The sequence below is a fragment of the Streptomyces griseorubiginosus genome (assembly GCF_036345115.1).
GTDB lineage: Bacteria > Actinomycetota > Actinomycetes > Streptomycetales > Streptomycetaceae > Streptomyces > Streptomyces griseorubiginosus_C.
Map to the genome: position 1 here is coordinate 6,910,005 of NZ_CP107766.1, position 16,884 is coordinate 6,926,888.

14 protein-coding genes are annotated in these 16,884 nt (G+C 70.7%); 5 read left to right on the plus strand and 9 right to left on the minus strand.

From position 1 onward, the window contains the following. Positions 1-5: 5 nt before the first annotated feature. From OHN19_RS31205 to OHN19_RS31215, 3 genes are all read right to left on the minus strand, one after another. Positions 6-1,946 (minus strand): S53 family peptidase, encoded by a 1,941-nt coding sequence (locus tag OHN19_RS31205; protein WP_330267398.1) that lies wholly within the window; start codon positions 1,944-1,946, stop codon positions 6-8. Positions 1,947-2,089: 143 nt separating this feature from the next. Then, positions 2,090-2,689, minus strand: coding sequence for a DUF305 domain-containing protein (locus tag OHN19_RS31210; protein WP_381301868.1), 600 nt, complete (start codon positions 2,687-2,689; stop codon positions 2,090-2,092). Between the two features lie 11 nt (positions 2,690-2,700). Continuing rightward, the gene (locus OHN19_RS31215) at positions 2,701-3,363 is read right to left on the minus strand and encodes a DUF3105 domain-containing protein (RefSeq protein ID WP_330267400.1); all 663 of its coding nucleotides are present in this window, start codon (positions 3,361-3,363) and stop codon (positions 2,701-2,703) included. 339 nt (positions 3,364-3,702) lie between these two features. Between OHN19_RS31215 and glnA the strand changes: the two genes are divergently transcribed. Beyond that, a complete protein-coding gene (glnA, locus tag OHN19_RS31220) occupies positions 3,703-5,064 on the plus strand; it encodes a type I glutamate--ammonia ligase (RefSeq protein ID WP_330267401.1) in 1,362 nt (453 codons plus the stop codon). An 83-nt stretch (positions 5,065-5,147) separates the two neighbouring features. Here glnA and OHN19_RS31225 read toward each other — a convergent pair whose 3' ends face one another. The 3 genes from OHN19_RS31225 to OHN19_RS31235 are packed head-to-tail and all read right to left on the minus strand — an operon-like array spanning position 5,148 to position 6,878. Beyond that, entirely contained in the window at positions 5,148-5,585 is a 438-nt protein-coding gene (locus OHN19_RS31225) for a VOC family protein (RefSeq protein WP_330267402.1), read from the minus strand. Between the two features lie 40 nt (positions 5,586-5,625). Beyond that, complete coding sequence (locus OHN19_RS31230; RefSeq protein ID WP_330267403.1) at positions 5,626-6,135, minus strand: pyridoxamine 5'-phosphate oxidase family protein; 510 nt, start codon at positions 6,133-6,135, stop codon at positions 5,626-5,628. Beyond that, positions 6,135-6,878, minus strand: coding sequence for a helix-turn-helix transcriptional regulator (locus OHN19_RS31235; protein WP_330267404.1), 744 nt, complete (start codon positions 6,876-6,878; stop codon positions 6,135-6,137). The genes OHN19_RS31230 and OHN19_RS31235 overlap by 1 nt, the downstream gene beginning before the upstream one ends. A 163-nt stretch (positions 6,879-7,041) precedes the next feature. Between OHN19_RS31235 and OHN19_RS31240 the strand changes: the two genes are divergently transcribed. Further along, on the plus strand, positions 7,042-7,920 hold the full coding sequence (locus OHN19_RS31240) for a hypothetical protein (RefSeq protein WP_330267405.1): 879 nt from the start codon (positions 7,042-7,044) through the stop codon (positions 7,918-7,920). Between the two features lie 115 nt (positions 7,921-8,035). Further along, complete coding sequence (locus OHN19_RS31245; protein WP_330267406.1) at positions 8,036-11,023, plus strand: bifunctional [glutamine synthetase] adenylyltransferase/[glutamine synthetase]-adenylyl-L-tyrosine phosphorylase; 2,988 nt, start codon at positions 8,036-8,038, stop codon at positions 11,021-11,023. Here the strand turns inward: OHN19_RS31245 and OHN19_RS31250 are convergent. Next, a complete protein-coding gene (locus OHN19_RS31250; RefSeq protein WP_330294130.1) occupies positions 11,011-11,934 on the minus strand; it encodes a DMT family transporter in 924 nt (307 codons plus the stop codon). The genes OHN19_RS31245 and OHN19_RS31250 overlap by 13 nt on opposite strands. A 71-nt stretch (positions 11,935-12,005) precedes the next feature. Here OHN19_RS31250 and OHN19_RS31255 point away from each other — a divergent pair, with 71 nt between their 5' ends. After that, a complete protein-coding gene (locus tag OHN19_RS31255) occupies positions 12,006-12,887 on the plus strand; it encodes a LysR family transcriptional regulator (protein ID WP_330267408.1) in 882 nt (293 codons plus the stop codon). Between the two features lie 254 nt (positions 12,888-13,141). On the opposite strand, the gene OHN19_RS31260 is transcribed toward OHN19_RS31255, so the two are convergent. Both OHN19_RS31260 and OHN19_RS31265 read right to left on the minus strand, forming a co-directional pair. Next, entirely contained in the window at positions 13,142-13,996 is an 855-nt protein-coding gene (locus tag OHN19_RS31260) for a phosphatase PAP2 family protein (RefSeq protein WP_330267409.1), read from the minus strand. Between the two features lie 131 nt (positions 13,997-14,127). Continuing rightward, positions 14,128-15,162 carry a LacI family DNA-binding transcriptional regulator gene (locus OHN19_RS31265; RefSeq protein ID WP_330267410.1) on the minus strand — a complete coding sequence of 345 codons (1,035 nt, stop codon included), beginning with the start codon at positions 15,160-15,162 and terminating at the stop codon, positions 14,128-14,130. A gap of 360 nt (positions 15,163-15,522) precedes the next feature. Here OHN19_RS31265 and OHN19_RS31270 point away from each other — a divergent pair, with 360 nt between their 5' ends. Continuing rightward, positions 15,523-16,791: an extracellular solute-binding protein gene (locus tag OHN19_RS31270; protein ID WP_330267411.1), complete on the plus strand. Its 1,269-nt coding sequence runs from the start codon at positions 15,523-15,525 to the stop codon at positions 16,789-16,791. Positions 16,792-16,884: the final 93 nt, after the last annotated feature.

The following is a 16,884-nucleotide window of genomic DNA, read 5'->3' on the forward strand; positions in this document are numbered from 1 at the left end:
CCGGGTCAGCGCCGGCCGAACGACTGGACGTAACCGTTCGCGGGCGTACCCACACCCGTCACGTCGTCGTAGCCCTTCACCGCGGACAGCGAGCTGTCCTTGCCGAGGGAGCGGACCGAGGTCAGCAGCCCGTCGGTGGCGTCATAGCTGTTGGCGAAGTCCACGCGCGCCACCGCGAGTCCGGAGCCCGTCGGGTTGTCCGTGACGTCGTGGTACACCCGCGATCCGTACTTCGAGTAGATCGACGGGTTGGCGAACCCGAGCGCCTTGCCGCCGCGCGCCTGCTGCGCCAGCGCCTGCACGGCCGCGATCACCGGCGAGGCCAGCGAGGTGCCGCCGATGCGGTACTCGCTGTACTGCTGCGAGCCGTCGGGGAAGGTCTGCGTCTGTCCCACCAGGAAGCCGGTGTTGGGGTCGGCGATCGCGGAGATGTCCGGGACCACGCGGTTGCCGGCGGCGTTGTTGGCCGTGGCGAGCGCGTTCGGGACGACACCCTTCTGGTAGAAGGGCTCGGCGACCGTCTTGCTGGTGCCGCCGCCCGCACCCGAGGTGAACGCGCCGGGGAAGTCGGTCCAGCTCTTGCCGTCCGCGGACAGCGTGGCCTTCTCGGTGCCCCAGCCGGTCTCCCACAGGTACTTGTCGCCCTTGCCGACGGCGAGGGAGGTACCGCCGACCGCCGTCACCCACGCCGAGTTGGCCGGGGTGTCGACCTGCTTCGTGCCGGTGTTGGCGACCTCGTCGCCGTTGTCGCCGGAGGAGAAGTAGAAGCCGATGCCCTCGACCGCGCCGAACTGGAAGACCTGGTCATAGGCGGCCGCGAGGTCCGGCGTCTGGTTGGCCTCGATGTCGCCCCACGAGTTGGAGACGATGTCGGCCAGGTGGTTGTCGACGACCTTGCTGAGCGAGTCGAGCAGATCGTCGTCGTAGCAGGACGCGGCACCCACGTAGGTGATGTTCGCGTCCGGCGCGACCGCGTGCACGGCCTCGACGTCGAGGGTCTCCTCGCCGTACCAGCCGGCCGCCCCGCACTCCTCGGTCTTCGTGTAGTTCTTGGGCAGGACCTGCTTCAACTGGCCGCTGGTGTAGGCCGCGTCACCGTTCTTCTTCGCGTACGTGGCCGCGTCGAAGGCGATGGTCGGGGAGGCGTACGCGTCGGTGATGGCCACGCGCACCCCCTTGCCGGTGTACGTGCCGGCGCCGTACGCGGCACGCAGCTGCTTGCCCGTGTAGCCCTTGATCGCGTACGGGATCTTCGAGCCGTAGGCGGACGGCAGCGTGCTCGCGGTGTTCGAGCCGTAGTACGAGGAGAACGGCCCGGCGTTCTTGAACACGGCGTCCGGCGGCGGCAGTTGGTCCTTGCTGCTCGCCTTGTGCGGCGCGTTGTCCAGGCCGGTGACGGTCAGCACGGCACCGTCGAGGCCGGCCGGCGCGGACGCGGCCTTGTCCGGCGCGCGGTACGTCTTCGAGCCCTTGGTGTAGTTGTGCAGCTGGGTCCCGAAGGCCTTCTCGACGGCGGCCACGTCACCGCTGACGGCGACGTAGTGCTCGGTGACGTCCGTGACCTTCAGACCGGCGGCCGTCAGCCAGGACTTGACCGCGGCGACCTGCGCCTTGGTCGCGCCGAAGCGGGCCTGCGCCTGCGCGGCGCTCAGGTACTTGCCGTACGACGCCGAGTCCGGGTCGGACACGGACTTCGCGTAGGCGGCGAGGCCGGTGGCGTCCTTGCCCGCGAGGTAGACCCGGGCGGAGACCTTGGCGCTGTCCGAGGTGGCGCCCTTGTCGGCCTTGGCCGTGGCCCACGCGGGCTTGGTCCCGGCCAGCGTGTCACGCGCCGGGTTGTCCGCGGCGTGGGCCGCGGGTATACCGAGCGCCAGCGCGCCCGCGAGCATGGGCAGTGTCGCCGCCATGCTCACTCCGGCGCGAAGTTTGGCGCGGTTGGATCTCATGGAACCCCCTGGATGCGGTTCGTCGCGAGTGATCACTCGACGGTGTGGCCACTCTTGCGACGAACCCTTCATGCGCGGGGAATGCGCATGCCAAGAAGAGCCCAATTAACCTAATGAAAAAGGCTGGTTCGAGGGTTAACCCTCTATGATCCCGGCTTCGCGCCCCGCTCCTTCAGCATCCCCGCCATCAGGTCGATCTCCGACTGCTGCGCGTCGACCATCCCCTGCGCGAGCCGCTTCTCCACCCCGACCGTGCACTTGTCCACACAGCCCTTCGCCATGTGGATGCCGCCCTTGTGATGCTCCGTCATCAGCTGGAGGTAGAAGATCTCGGCCTGCTTGCCGTTCAGCGTGCCCAGCTTCTTCATCTCGCTGTCGGTCGCCATGCCCGGCATCAGCGAACCCTCGCCGGCCGACGGCATGTCACCCATGCCCATCCACGTCATCGGCGGATCCGCCGACACCTTCGGCAGCCCCCACAGATCCAGCCAGCCCAGCAGCATCCCGCGCTGGTTGGCCTGCGTCTGCGCGATGTCGTAGGCGAGCCGCCGCACCTCGACGTCCTTGGTGCGGTCGCGCACGATGTACGACATCTCGACGGCCTGCTGGTGGTGCACGGCCATGTCCCGCGCGAACCCGGCGTCCGCCGAGTCGGCGGTGGGCGTGTCACCCGAGCCGTCCTCGGCCACGGCGTAGGTGATCGCGCCGGCCGCGACGAGCACGCCCGCCACCGCCACGGCCACTCCCGCGAACCTCACTGCGACAGACCACCCGTGCACGCCGCGCCCGGCTCGGGCGTCTGCTGGCCCTGCACGAACTTCTCGAAGAACTTGTCGACGTTCGGGTCGCCGGCGCTGGTCACCGTCCGCTGATGGCCCCAGGCCGACAGCATGATCGGGTCCTTCTGCTTGTCGTCCGGGCTCATCAGCGTGTACGGCGTCTTCTTCACCTTCGCCGCGAGCGCGTCGACGTCGGCCTTCTTGGCCGCGCTGGTGTACGTCACCCACACCGCGCCGTGCTCCAGGGAGTGCACGGCGTTCATGTTGTTGATCGCCTTGTCGTAGACGTTCCCGTTGCAGTTCATCCAGACCTGGTTGTGGTCGCCGCCGACCGGGGGCTCCATCGGGTAGTTCACGGTCTTGGCGACATGCGTACGGCCCAGCGTGCCCTTCCAGGTCTTCACGCCGTCCGAGCCCGTGACGAAGTGCCCCGTGCCCTTGCCGTCGGCCGCCGTGCCGCTGTCGTCGGACTGCGAGCGGACGAGGGCGACGGTACCGGCGACCAGACCGGCCACGGCGACCACGCTGGCGGTGACGATGAGGATCCGGTTGCGGCGCGCGCGGGCCTGTTCGGCTCGCCGCATCTCCTCTATGCGCGCCTTGCGTGCCGCTGCGGTGCTCTTCTTGGCGGAACCCATGAGGTGTGTCCTTCTGGGGGAAAGGGGCGGGGCGGACGGTGACGATCGGTCCGCTGATCGTAGTGGGGCGGGCGCGGCTTCTCGTAGGGAGCCCACAGGAAACCGGGGCGCCGGGTGAGACGGGGCGGGCCGGGCATTACGTATGTCAGTCCGAGCAGGCAAGATGGGCGGCAGAGCGGCACATCCGCCGGACGTGAGGCGTTCACTCCCGGATCCCCCGGGCGATCAAGGTCGGCAACGCGCACGAAACGCTGTTGTGGTGTGATGCTCAGGTGCCCGACCGCCTCCTGCGGGACACGGAGACAGGCGGCCTGACCAGCAAGGATGGGGAAGTCGACAATGGACAAGCAGCAGGAGTTCGTGCTCCGGACGTTGGAGGAGCGCGACATCCGGTTCGTACGCCTGTGGTTCACGGACGTGCTGGGCTTCCTCAAGTCCGTCGCCGTGGCCCCGGCGGAGCTGGAACAGGCCTTCGACGAGGGCATCGGCTTCGACGGCTCCGCGATCGAGGGATTCGCCCGCGTATACGAATCGGACATGATCGCCAAGCCGGACCCGTCGACCTTCCAGGTCCTGCCCTGGCGAGCGGAGGCCCCCGGCACGGCCCGCATGTTCTGCGACATCCTCATGCCGGACGGCTCCCCGTCCTTCGCGGACCCCAGGTACGTCCTCAAGCGCGCCCTCGCCCGCACCTCCGACCTGGGTTTCACCTTCTACACCCACCCGGAGATCGAGTTCTTCCTCCTGAAGGACCGCCCGCTGGACGGCTCGCGCCCCACTCCCGCCGACAACTCCGGCTACTTCGACCACACCCCCCAGAACATCGGCATGGACTTCCGCCGCCAGGCGATCACCATGCTGGAGTCGATGGGCATCTCGGTCGAGTTCTCCCACCACGAGGGCGCCCCCGGCCAGCAGGAGATCGACCTCCGCTACGCCGACGCGCTCTCCACGGCGGACAACATCATGACGTTCCGCCTGGTCATGAAGCAGGTGGCGCTGGAGCAGGGCGTGCAGGCGACCTTCATGCCGAAGCCGTTCTCCGAGCACCCCGGCTCGGGCATGCACACCCACCTGTCCCTGTTCGAGGGCGACCGGAACGCGTTCTACGAGTCGGGCTCGGAGTACCAGCTCTCCAAGGTCGGCCGCTCCTTCATCGCGGGCCTGCTCAAGCACGCGGCGGAGATCTCCGCGGTCACCAACCAGTGGGTCAACTCCTACAAGCGCATCTGGGGCGGCACCGAGCGCACCGCCGGCGCCGGCGGCGAGGCCCCCTCCTACATCTGCTGGGGCCACAACAACCGCTCGGCCCTGGTCCGCGTCCCGATGTACAAGCCCGGCAAGACCGGCTCGGCGCGGATCGAGGTCCGCTCGCTCGACTCCGGCGCCAACCCGTACCTGGCCTACGCGGTCCTCCTGGCCGCCGGCCTCAAGGGCATCGAGGAGGGCTACGAACTCCCGCCGGGCGCCGAGGACGACGTCTGGGCCCTCTCCGACGCCGAACGCCGAGCGATGGGCATCGAACCCCTCCCGCAGAACCTGGGCGAGGCCCTGACCCTGATGGAACGCAGCGACCTGGTGGCCGAAACCCTCGGCGAACACGTCTTCGACTTCTTCCTGCGCAACAAGCGGCAGGAGTGGGAGGAGTACCGCTCGGAGGTCACGGCCTTCGAGCTGCGGAAGAACCTGCCGGTGCTGTAGGGCTTCGCCGCAGGGGCGCGGGGTCGCGACGGTTGCCGCCCGTTGGGGCCTGTCGCGCAGTTCCCCGCGCCCCTGAAGGTGAGCTACTGGGCTGCCGCCTGCTGCGCCAGTACCTGGTGCAGGGGCTCCGTCTCGCGGCGCTTGTACTCCTGGATCGCCCAGCCGTTGCCGTCCGGGTCCTTGAAGTACATGAAGGTGGCGCCGTCCTGGGGCGCGAACTGGGCCGGCTCGCTGACGTCCAGGCCGCGCGAGGTGAGCTCCTCGTACGCCGCCTTCGCGTCCGTGACGCACAGCTGCATGCCGTGGTACGTGCCGGGCTGCGGCGCCCCCGTGGGGACCTGGAGGCCGTCCACCAGGGCGATGGAACAGCCCGAGCCGGGCGGGGTCAGCTGGCAGATGCGGACGCCCTCCATCACCTCGCCGTCCAGATCCACGTGGAAGCCGACCTTGTCGCGGTAGAACTCCTTGGCCCGGTCCACGTCCGAGACCGGCAGCAGGATCACTTCGAGGCTCATGTCCATGGCGTGACTCCCTCGTCGACGTCAGTACATTCGGCCGTCCTCAGAAGCGCCAGCGCGTCTGGCTGAACGGCTGTCCCTTACCGAAGCCGAAAACCGTCCGCGGCGCCACCGCATAGACGACGGCGTGTCCCGGACCGTGATGGAAATACCCCTCCCGCACCTCGAAGCGCCAGAAGTCGCCGTACTTCGCCTCCCACGCCGCCGCCAGCTCCCGCAGCCGCGCGTCGTCCGACACCCGCACCGCCTCGCCCTCCACCACCAGGTCGTAGCCCTTGTCCCAGATGTTGGTGCCGGTGGTCAGCGTGACGTGCGCGTTGTGCGCGAGGTTCTTCGCCTTGCGCTCCTCGGGACCGGTGCAGAAGTGCAGCGCCCCGTGCGCCCACACCCCCGGCAACGGCGTGACGTGCGGGCGCCCGTCCGGTCGTACCGTCGAGATCCAGAACAGCTCGGCGGAGGCCAGCAACGACTCGGCGTCGGCCCAGGAGTGCGCCGTCGCGTCGGGGTCGCTGTAGCGCGGGTCGAGGTACGTCTCGGGTTCCTGCTCGGTCATCACAGAGCCTCCGGCTCGGGAAACACCCGGGCCACCGCGGCGGTCCGGCTCGACACTCCCAGTCTGCCGAAGGCGTTCTCCAGATGCTTGCGAACCGTGCTGGGGGAGACGCAGAGTTGCTCGGCGATCTGCGGGGTGCCCATGCCGAGGGCCACACAGCGCAGGACGTCGAGTTCGCGGTGGGTGAGACGGACGGGCTGCCTGCGGCGGCGGGCGGCCTGCTTGTAGAGGTCGTACAGGTGCGGGGCCAGCATCCGCAGCGTCGTCATCTCGTGGTCGGTGAAGGCCTTCCCGTCCTCGCGGAAGAACTGGAAGACCCGGGTGCGGTTCGGCGCGGTCGGCAGGGCGATGGCCGCGATGGTGGGGTGCGGGGCGAGGAACTCCGTGTAGATGGGGAGGCTGCGCAGCTCGCGGACCGAGCGGAAGTCGGCCATCTGTGTCGTCTCGGGAGTGCCGTGCGGCCGGGAGACCTGGGTGCACTGGGTGTGCTGATGGCGCCAGCGCCAGTACGCGTCCATGTCGAGGTCCGCGTCCTCGTCGCCTATTTCCTGGGCGTTGAGCTGTCTCCTGGTGGAGATGTCCAGCTCGCTGAAGCTCGCGGCGTCGCACGCGATCAGCCGCATCAGCCCCGGCAACAGGCATTTCGGCGGCACGCCGCCGCTCGCGAGATCCTGCCGGGCCTCCTCCAGCACGTCCGCCATGCGCCGCAGATGGGCCTCGGCGGTGGTGTGGGGTGGGGTCATGTCGGCCTCCCCGGGCCGAAGTACGGGTGCTGCCCCGACGCTACGCCGGGCCCGTTCGCGCCGCCCGGCGATTCGCCAAATGACGAATGGGCCACGGCCGTCGGAGCGAGCACGCTCGTCTGCGGGTGACCGGCCCGGTCGCCCGCAGACACGGAGACAGCCCATGCGTTCACATCCACGCCCACCCCGTCCACAGCGTCCGCACCGGCCCGCGGCCCTTCTCGCGGGCACCGTCCCCCTGACCCTCGCCCTGCTCGCCACCGGCTGCGACACGGCGTCCGCGCCGACCACCGCCGACGCGGGCGCCGCCCGTGACGCGTTCTCGTCCGTACGGTTCTCGGTGAGCCCGCGCGGTGACATCCAGGTCTCCGGCGCGTCCCGTACGGCGGTCACCCCGGCCGGGGACCGCGCGGTGACCGCGGGCCGCGCGTACCCCTTCGACCGGCCCTCGGACCAGCTGCTGGTGGTGCTGCGCCACTGGCCCGAGCCGGAGCGTGCCGCGCGTGACGCGGTGCGGCTGCTGCCGCCCCCGGAGGATGCCGCGATCGAGAGCGCCTACCTCGTCGACACCGGCGACTGGGCGCTGGCCGAGCTCGACGGCAACCCGGTGCAGTGGCTGCGCCGCGACACCATCCGCGTCGACGCCACGAAGGCCGGCGCCGCCGAACGCACCCACCTCACCCTGTCCGGGCCGCGCGGGAGTCGGCCCGGACAGGTCAACCCGCCGCCCGACGACCACGCGTGCGCGGGCCTCGACCCCGCGGTGAACCGGTACGTCGACCTCCCCGAGGTCGCGACGGGCGCCGCGGTCCGCGACGTACTCGCACGGCTGCGCGAGCGGTGCCTCGACGTCCAGTACGTCTCCATGCCCGGCGGGGTGTCCCGGGGCACCGTCTGGTGGATCGAGATCCCGGTCGCAGGGCGCACGGCCCCGGTGGCCGAGCTGCCGCCCACCGAGGGCGCCCCCGCCGACGGCCGCCGACCGGGCGACAGGATCCTCACGGACCCGTCCCGGCCCACGACGGTCGTACTCATCCGCTGAGACACCCCCACCCCGCCCCCCAATCCCCAAATCCCCCCACCCGCTCCCCGGCGCTCATCCCCGCCTCTCCGGTTAGGCTCGATCGACACGACCTTGATCGGACAGGAGGCCGGGGATGACGTCGGCGCCGGGGCGCAGGAGCAGTACCTTCACGCGGCTGCTGCGGCACGGTTTCACCGATCCGTCCGCCGCCGAGCGGCTGCTGGACAGCGCGGAACTGAGCGGCGTGCGCAATGACCCGGTGCTGCTGGAGGCCCTCGGCGCGACCGCCGACCCGGACCTCGCGCTGCACGGTCTCGTACGGCTCCTGGAGGCGCAGTCCGACCGGGAGCTGCTCGACACGGTGATAGCGGCGAAGCCCTTGCGGGACCGGCTGCTGGGGGTGCTCGGCGCGTCCGCCGCGCTCGCCGAGCACCTCCAACGGCATCCGAGGGACTGGCACGCGCTCGTCACCTACGAACCGCGCGACCTGCACCCCGGCGTCGAGGAGTTCGAGCGCGGGCTCGCCGGGGCCACCGACCCCGTCTCGCTGCGCGTCGCCTACCGCCGCTGTCTGCTGTCCATCGCCGCCCGGGACGTGTGCGGCACCACCGACCTCGCCGAGACCGCCGCCGAGCTCGCCGACCTCGCCACCGCGACCCTGCGGGCCGCCCTCGCCATAGCGCGCGCGGCCGCACCCGAGGACGCCGCGCTGTGCCGGCTCGCGGTCATCGCGATGGGCAAGTGCGGTGGCCACGAGCTGAACTACGTCTCCGACGTCGACGTCATCTTCGTCGCGGAGACCGCCGACGGGGCCGACGAGGGCAAGGCCCTGCGCGCCGCCACCAAGCTCGCCTCGCACATGATGCGTGTCTGCTCCGAGACGACCGTCGAGGGCTCCATCTGGCCCGTCGACGCCAATCTGCGGCCCGAGGGACGCAACGGCCCGCTCGTGCGCACCCTCTCCTCCCACCTCGCCTACTACCAGCGCTGGGCCAAGACCTGGGAGTTCCAGGCCCTCCTCAAGGCCCGCCCGGTCGCCGGCGACATCGAGCTGGGCGAGGAGTACGTGGCGGCTCTCGAACCCCTCGTCTGGAAGGCCGCCGAACGCGAGAACTTCGTCGCCGACGTGCAGAAGATGCGGCGCCGGGTCGTCGAGAACATCCCCGTCGCCGAGCTCGACCGGCAGCTCAAGCTCGGCCCCGGCGGACTGCGCGACGTCGAATTCGCCGTGCAGCTCCTCCAGTTGGTGCACGGCCGGGAGGACGGCTCGCTGCGCAGCGGCACCACCCTCAAAGCCCTCCAGGCCCTCGCCGCCGGCGGCTACGTGGGCCGCGCCGACGCCGCCCAGCTCGACGAGGCCTACCGCTTCCTGCGCTCCATGGAGCACCGCATCCAGCTCTACCGGCTGCGCCGCACCCACCTCGTCCCCGAGGACGAGGACGACCTGCGCCGCCTCGGCCGCTCCCTCGGCCTGCGCACCGACCCGGTGACCGAGCTGAACCGCGAGTGGAAGCGGCACGCCTCCGTCGTACGACGGCTGCACGAGAAGCTGTTCTACCGACCGCTGTTGGACGCTGTGGCCCAACTCGGGCCCGGCGAGATCCGGTTGAGCACCGGGGCGGCCAGGGAGCGGCTGGTCGCGCTCGGGTACGCCGACCCGGCCTCCGCCCTGCGCCACCTGGAGGCCCTCGCCTCCGGGGTCACCCGCAAGGCCGCCATCCAGCGAACTCTCCTTCCCGTCCTGCTGGGTTGGTTCGCCGAGTCCGCCGACCCGGACGCCGGACTGCTCAACTTCCGCAAGGTGTCGGACGCGTTGGGCAAGACGCCCTGGTATCTGCGGCTGCTGAGGGACGAGGGCGCCGCCGCCGAGAACCTCGCCCGGGTCCTGTCGGCCGGCCGCCTCGCCCCCGACCTGCTGATGCGCGCCCCCGAAGCCGTCGCCCTCCTCGGCGACGGCGACGGTGGCGGGCTCTCCCTGCGCGGGCGCGAGCATCTGGAACAGGAGATCCTCGCCGCCGTCCGCCGCGCCGACGGGGCCGCACAGGCGGTCACCGCGGCCCGCGGGGTGCGCCGCCGCGAACTCTTCCGTACGGCCGCCGCGGACATCGTCGGCTCCTACGGCACCGAGACTCAGCCCGCCGAACCGGACCAGGGCGCCCTGGTCGACCGCGTCGGCGCCGCCGTGTCCGACCTGACCGCGGCGACCCTCGCCGGCACCCTGCGCGCGGTCGTCCGGGAGGGCTGGGGCGACACCCTGCCGACCCGCTTCGCCGTCATCGGCATGGGCCGTTTCGGCGGTCACGAACTCGGCTACGGCTCCGACGCGGACGTCCTGTTCGTGCACGAACCGCGCGAGGGCGTCGACGAGCGGGAGGCCTCCCAGGCCGCCAACAAGGTCGTCTCCGAGATGCGCCGACTGCTCCAGATCCCGAGCGCCGACCCGCCGCTGCTGATCGACGCCGACCTGCGCCCGGAGGGCAAGTCGGGGCCGCTGGTACGGACGTTGACGTCGTACGAGGCCTATTACCGCCGTTGGTCCCTGACTTGGGAGGCGCAGGCGCTGCTGCGGGCCGAACCGGTCGCCGGGGACGAGGAGTTGGGCCGTCGCTTCGTCGAGCTGATCGACCCGCTGCGGTACCCCGCGACGGGGCTGGGGGAGGACGCCGTACGGGAGATCCGGCGGTTGAAGGCGCGGATGGAGTCCGAGCGGTTGCCCCGCGGGGCCGACCCGAAGCTGCACACCAAGCTGGGGCCCGGGGGGTTGTCGGACGTCGAGTGGACGGTCCAGTTGGTGCAGATGCGGCACGGGGCGGGGGAGGCGGGGCTGCGGACCACGCGGACGCGGGCGGCGCTCGTCGCTGCGCGGGACGCCGGGTTGATCTCCGAGGAGGATGCCGCTGTTCTCGACGAGGCGTGGGTGCTGGCTACGCGGGTGCGCAATGCCGTGATGTTGGTGCGGGGGCGGGCGGGGGACACGTTTCCCTCCGAGGCGCGGGAGCTTGCCGCGGTGGGGCGGTATCTGGGGTATGAGGCGGGGCATGTGGGGGACATGCTCGACGACTACCGGCGGACTGCTCGGCGGGCTCGGGGGGTCGTGGAGGAACTGTTCTACGGGGCGTAGGAGGGTTCGTTCTTCGGCTGCGGGTCGGTGGGGGCTGGTCGCGCAGTTCCCCGCGCCCCTAGGTGGGTCAGCGCGATCCCCGTCAAGACGACCGCCATGCCCGTCAGCACTCGTAGCCCGACGCGCTCGTCCAGCACCATCGCTCCCAGGGCCACCGACACAACAGGCAGCAGGTAGCCGACCGTTGCCGCCGTCGTCGGGCCCTCGTCCGCGATCAGGCGGTAGTTGAGGTAGAACGTCACTCCCGTGCCCAGGATCCCCAGGGCCGTCACCGCGCCCAGTGCCGTCAGGTCGGCGTTCATCGGGCCCGCGGCCGGTAGCGACAGGGTCGTCCACGCCGTCGCCATCAGAAGCTGGGCCGCGGAGTACGCCAACGGGGCCTCGCCCGAGGCGAGTTTGCGGGCCATGTAGGCGAAGGCCACCGCGTAGCTTGCCGCCGCCGCCAGGAGGGCCAGGGCGCCCCAGGTCAGCAGGCCCGAGCGGTGCCAGGGGGCGAAGATCAGGACCGTGCCGGCGAAGCCGGCCAAGAGGCCGGTCAGCCTGAGCGGCCGCAGGGCCCGGTCCGTGCCCAGCGCGACGCCGAGCAGGAGCGACCACAGCGGAGTCGTCGCGTTCAGGACGCCCGCGACGCCGGAGTCGACGGTCTGCTCGCCCACCGCGAACAGGGCGAAGGGGATGGCGTTGCAGAACAGAGCCGCCACGGTCAGGTGACCCCAGGTGGCGCGGGAGCGGGGCAGGCGCTGGCCGGACGCCCGGGCCAGGAGGAACAGCACGGCCGTGCCCAGCGCGCACCGCGCGATCGTGATCTGGGCGGGGGACAGGCCGTGGTCGAGTGCCAGTTTGATCCAGAGGAAGCCGGAGCCCCACAGGAGCGCGAGAACAGCCATGCGAAGGGTGGAGGCGGGTGACATGACTCCACGGTCCCGGGCAGAACCCGTGAGGACAAGTGAAAGATTTTGGAGGCATCGTTAAGCTGGAGTACATGCTTGATGTGCGACGGATGCAGATGCTGGCGGCCGTGGTGAGCAGCGGCTCCGTCACCGCGGCCGCGGCCCGGCTCGGCTACACGCCCTCGGCGATCAGCCAGCAGGTGGCGGCGCTGGAGAAGGAGGCCGGGACCGAGCTCCTCGAACGGGTCGGGCGGGGGGTGCGGCCCACGGCCGCCGGGCTGTTGCTCACCGAGCACGCCGACGCGATCGGCCGGCAGGTCGCCGAGGCGGAGACCGCCCTCACGGACCTCCTCGCGGGCCGTACGGGCCGGCTCTCGTTGCGCTACTTCGCCACGGCCGGCGCCCGGCTGGTCGCCCCCGCGGTGGCGCGGCTGCGAGCCCAACAGCCCGGGGTCCGGATCGAGTTGCGGCTGGCGGGCCCCGACCCCCTCCCCGACGTCCGGGAGGGCCGCGCCGACCTGGCCCTGGTCGTCGGACCCGGCGCCCACGACGGTGTACGCCTGCTGCACCTGCTGGACGATCCCTACCTCGCCGTCCTGCCGAAGGCCCATCCCCTCGCGGCCCGCCGCACCCTCCGCCTGACCGACCTGGCCGAGGAGCCGTGGGTCGGCAGCGAGTGGCCGGGACCCTGTCTCGACGCCCAGCTCACCGCCTGTGCCGAGGCGGGCTTCCAGCCCCGTTTCGTCGTCGACAGCGAGGACTACGCCACCGCGCAGGGCTTCGTGGCGGCCGGACTCGGGGTCACCCTGATCCCGCGGCTGGGCCTGGGCGGACGGCATCCGGAGGTCGTCGTACGACCGCTGAAGAGCCCGGAACCGACCCGGACGATCCTGGCCGCCGTACGGGAGACCGCGTCGCCGCAACCGGCCCTGGAGGCCTTCGTCGCGGCGCTGCGGGACGCTGCCGCGGGCTAGGCGGGGCGGTCCGGTGGATCAGGGCCGCGTGGCGGCAGGGGCCACATACCGGCTCCGCCTCGGGGGCGGACGAGCCGGGGCCGCATACCGGCTCCGCCTCGGGGGTGGACGAGCCGCGGCCGCATACCGGCTCCGCCTCGCCGTGGACGAGCCGGGCCCGCTCACCCGCAGGGCCCGTAAAAGGCGCCGGCGACCCGGGGGAACGGCGGGCAGGCCTGGCACCGCTCCGGACGGATCCGCGGGCCACTCCCGTCCTACAGCCTGGCTCGCAGCAGCGGGCCGTTGTCCGGGACGGCCCTCGGCAGCCGGTACGGCAGGGCCCCGTACCAGAGCCGGGCCACCGTGAAGCCGAACAGCAGGCACAGGATGCCGCCCACCGCGTCGAGCCAGAAGTGGTTGGCGGTGGCGACGATGACCAGCAGGGTCGCCGCGGGGTAGAGGAGGCCGAGGACGCGCACCCACGGCACCGACGCCAGCGCGAAGATCGTCAGACCGCACCACAGGGACCAGCCGATGTGCATGGACGGCATCGCGGCGTACTGGTTCGACATGTGCTTGAGGTCGCCGGAGGCCATCGAGCCCCACGTCTGGTGGACCGTGACGGTGTCGACGAAGTTCCCGCCGTTCATCAGCCGCGGGGGCGCCAGGGGATACAGGTAGTAGCCGACCAGGGCCACGCCCGTCGTCGCGAACAGCACCAGACGGGTCGCCGCGTAACGGCCGGGATGGCTGCGGTAGAGCCAGACCAGGACGCCCAGCGTCACGACGAAGTGCAGTGTCGCGTAGTAGTAGTTCATCCCGATGATGAGCCAAGTCACCGAGTTCACCGCGTGGTTGACGGACTCCTCGACGGCGATGCCGAGATGGTGCTCCATCCGCCAGATCCAGTCGGCGTTGCGCAGCGCCTCCGCCCTCTGCTCCGGCACCGCGTTGCGGATCAGCGAGTACGTCCAGTAACTCACCGCGATCAAGAGGATCTCGAACCAGAGGCGCGGCCGGCGAGGAGTGCGCAGTCGGCGCAGGAGACCGGGCCGCGGCGAGGCCGTGAGGGAGTCGGGAACGGCCGTGTTCTCACGGTCTTCCAGACTGGTCACGGTCGAGTCACCCATAGACACAAAGTCTGCCAGAAAGGCCCTGTCCCCCCGATCATCCCGCGGTCGGGTTCGGGTCGCATGTCCTACGGCGGGAAGACTGTCCCGTTCTCCTACTTCGGCAGTGGTTCGGGCCCGGTTTCTCCGCCCTACGGACGAGTGCGTTCCCCCGGGGCCGAGGCCGTCGAACCGCGTACCACCAGCTCCGGCATGAACACGAACTCGCTGTGCGGCGCGGGCGTTCCGCCGATCTCCTCCAGCAACGTCCGCACCGCCGCCTGTCCCATGGCCGGCACCGGCTTGCGGATCGTCGTCAGGGGCGGGTCGGTGAAGGCGATCAGGGGGGAGTCGTCGAAGCCCACGACCGAGACGTCCCGCGGTACGTCCAGGCCCAGCTGCCGGGCCGCCCGTATCGCGCCGAGCGCCATCATGTCGCTCGCGCACACCACCGCCGTGCAGTCCCGCTCGATGAGGGCCGTGGCGGCCGCCTGCCCGCCCTCCAGGGTGTACAGCGAGTGCTGCACCAGCTCCGCCTCGACGGTCGCGGCGGGCAGGCCCAGCTGGTCCTGCACGGTGCGCACGAAGCCCTCGATCTTGCGCTGGACCGGCACGAACCGCTTGGGGCCGAGGGCCAGCCCGATCCTGGTGTGGCCCAGCGACACCAGGTGCGTCACCGCGAGGCTCATCGCCGCGCGGTCGTCGGGGGAGATGAACGGCGCCTGTACCTTCGGCGAGAACCCGTCCACCAGCACGAACGGCACGCCCTGCGCCCGCAGCTGCTCGTAGCGCTGCATGTCCGCCGAGGTGTCCGCGTGCAGCCCGGAGACGAAGATGATGCCCGCCACGCCCCGGTCGACGAGCATCTCGGTGAGCTCGTCCTCCGTGGAACCGCCCGGGGTCTGGGTGGCGAGCACCGGCGTGTAGCCCTGCCGCGTCAGCGCCTGGCCGATCACCTGCGCCAGGGCCGGGAATATCGGGTTCTCCAGCTCCGGGGTGATCAGGCCCACCAGGCCCTCGCTGCGCTGCCGCAGCCGGACCGGGCGCTCGTAGCCGAGCACGTCGAGGGCGGCCAGCACGGACTGGCGCGTGGTGGCGGCGACACCCGGCTTCCCGTTGAGGACGCGGCTGACGGTCGCTTCGCTCACCCCCGCCTGAGCAGCGATGTCGGCTAGCCGTGTGGTCACGGCACCGGACTGTACCGGCCGTATCGTCATCGCGGTCCCTCTGTTCTGGTCGGCGCCCCTTGTCCCGCAAGGGGATGATTCCCGTACGGCACTTGGATGGCAAGAGCTTGCAGAGTCTTGCACAGACGCCCGCACCCTGCTCCGTCCCTGCTCGATCCCGGCGAACAAGCGTCTCACGGGGGTCGCCGGGAGGTCACGCCCGGATAACTTCGAGCGGCTCTTGCAGTTTTTTGCTGCAAGGTCTTTCGCAAGGCTTGCATCGCTGTTACGTTCGGCGACGCCCGGCGGAGAAGGCGGACGGGACCCCCTTCGCAGCGAGCAGTACAGCAGCACACGGGCCATCACCCTCAAGGAGATCTCATGCGGCGTGGCATAGCGGCCACCGCGCTGGTGGCGTCCATCGCCCTCGCGGCGACGGCCTGCGGCGGAAGCGACAGCGGCGACAAGGCCGACGGTCCGGTCACCATCACCTGGTGGGACACCTCCAACGCCACCAATGAGGCGCCGACGTACAAGGCCCTGATCAAGGACTTCGAGGCCGCCAACAAGGGCATCAAGGTCAAGTACGTCAACGTCCCCTTCGACCAGGCGCAGAACAAGTTCGACACCGCCGCGGGCGCGAGCGGCGCTCCGGACGTGCTGCGTTCCGACGTCGGCTGGACCCCCGCCTTCGCCAAGAAGGGCTACTTCCTGCCCCTCGACGGCACCGAGGCCCTCGCGGACGTCAGCAAGTTCCAGCCGAACCTGATCGAGCAGGCCAAGTACGACGGCAAGACCTACGGCGTCCCGTTCGTCACCGACACCCTCGCCCTGGTCTACAACAAGCAGCTCTTCGCGAAGGCCGGTGTCGAGGCCCCCAAGACCTGGGACGACCTGAAGAAGGCCGCCGCCACCATCAAGGACAAGACCGGCGTCGACGGCTACTGGGGCTCCACCGCGGCCTACTACGCCCAGCCGTTCCTCTTCGGCGAGGGCACCGACACCGTCGATGTCGCCGCCAAGAAGATCACGGTGAACTCGCCCGCCGCCAAGAAGGGCTACGGCACCTGGCTGAGCCTCTTCTCCGGCAAGGGCCTGCACAAGGCCGACACCACCGCCGACGCCTACGCCCACATCCAGGACGCGTTCGTCAACGGCAAGGTCGCCGCGATCATCCAGGGCCCGTGGGAGATCACCAACTTCTACAAGGGCTCCGCCTTCAAGGACAAGGCCAACCTCGGCATCGCCACCGTCCCGGCCGGCTCCACCGGCAAGGCGGGCGCCCCGACCGGCGGCCACAACCTCTCGATCTACGCCGGCTCGGACTCCGCCCACCAGAAGGCCGCCGAGAAGTTCGTCGGCTTCATGACCTCCGCGAAGTCGCAGACGCAGATCGCGCTGAAGAACTCCACGCTGCCGACCCGCGACGACGCGTACACCGCCGAGGTCAAGGCCGACCCGGGCATCGCCGGCTACCAGACGGTCCTCGCCAGCGCCCAGCCCCGCCCGGCCCTGCCGGAGTACAGCTCCCTGCTGACCCCGCTGGACACCGAGCTGAACTCCATCGCCGGCGGCAAGGAGTCCCTGGACAAGGGTCTGAGCAACGTCGAGGTCTCGATCGCCAAGCTGGTGCCGGACTTCAGCAAGTGAGTCCGCGCGGCCGCCGGATCTCCCGGACATGGGGGGAGAGATCCGGCGGCCGCCCGGCCCAGCCACTTCTCAGAGCCGTAGAACTTCCAGAAG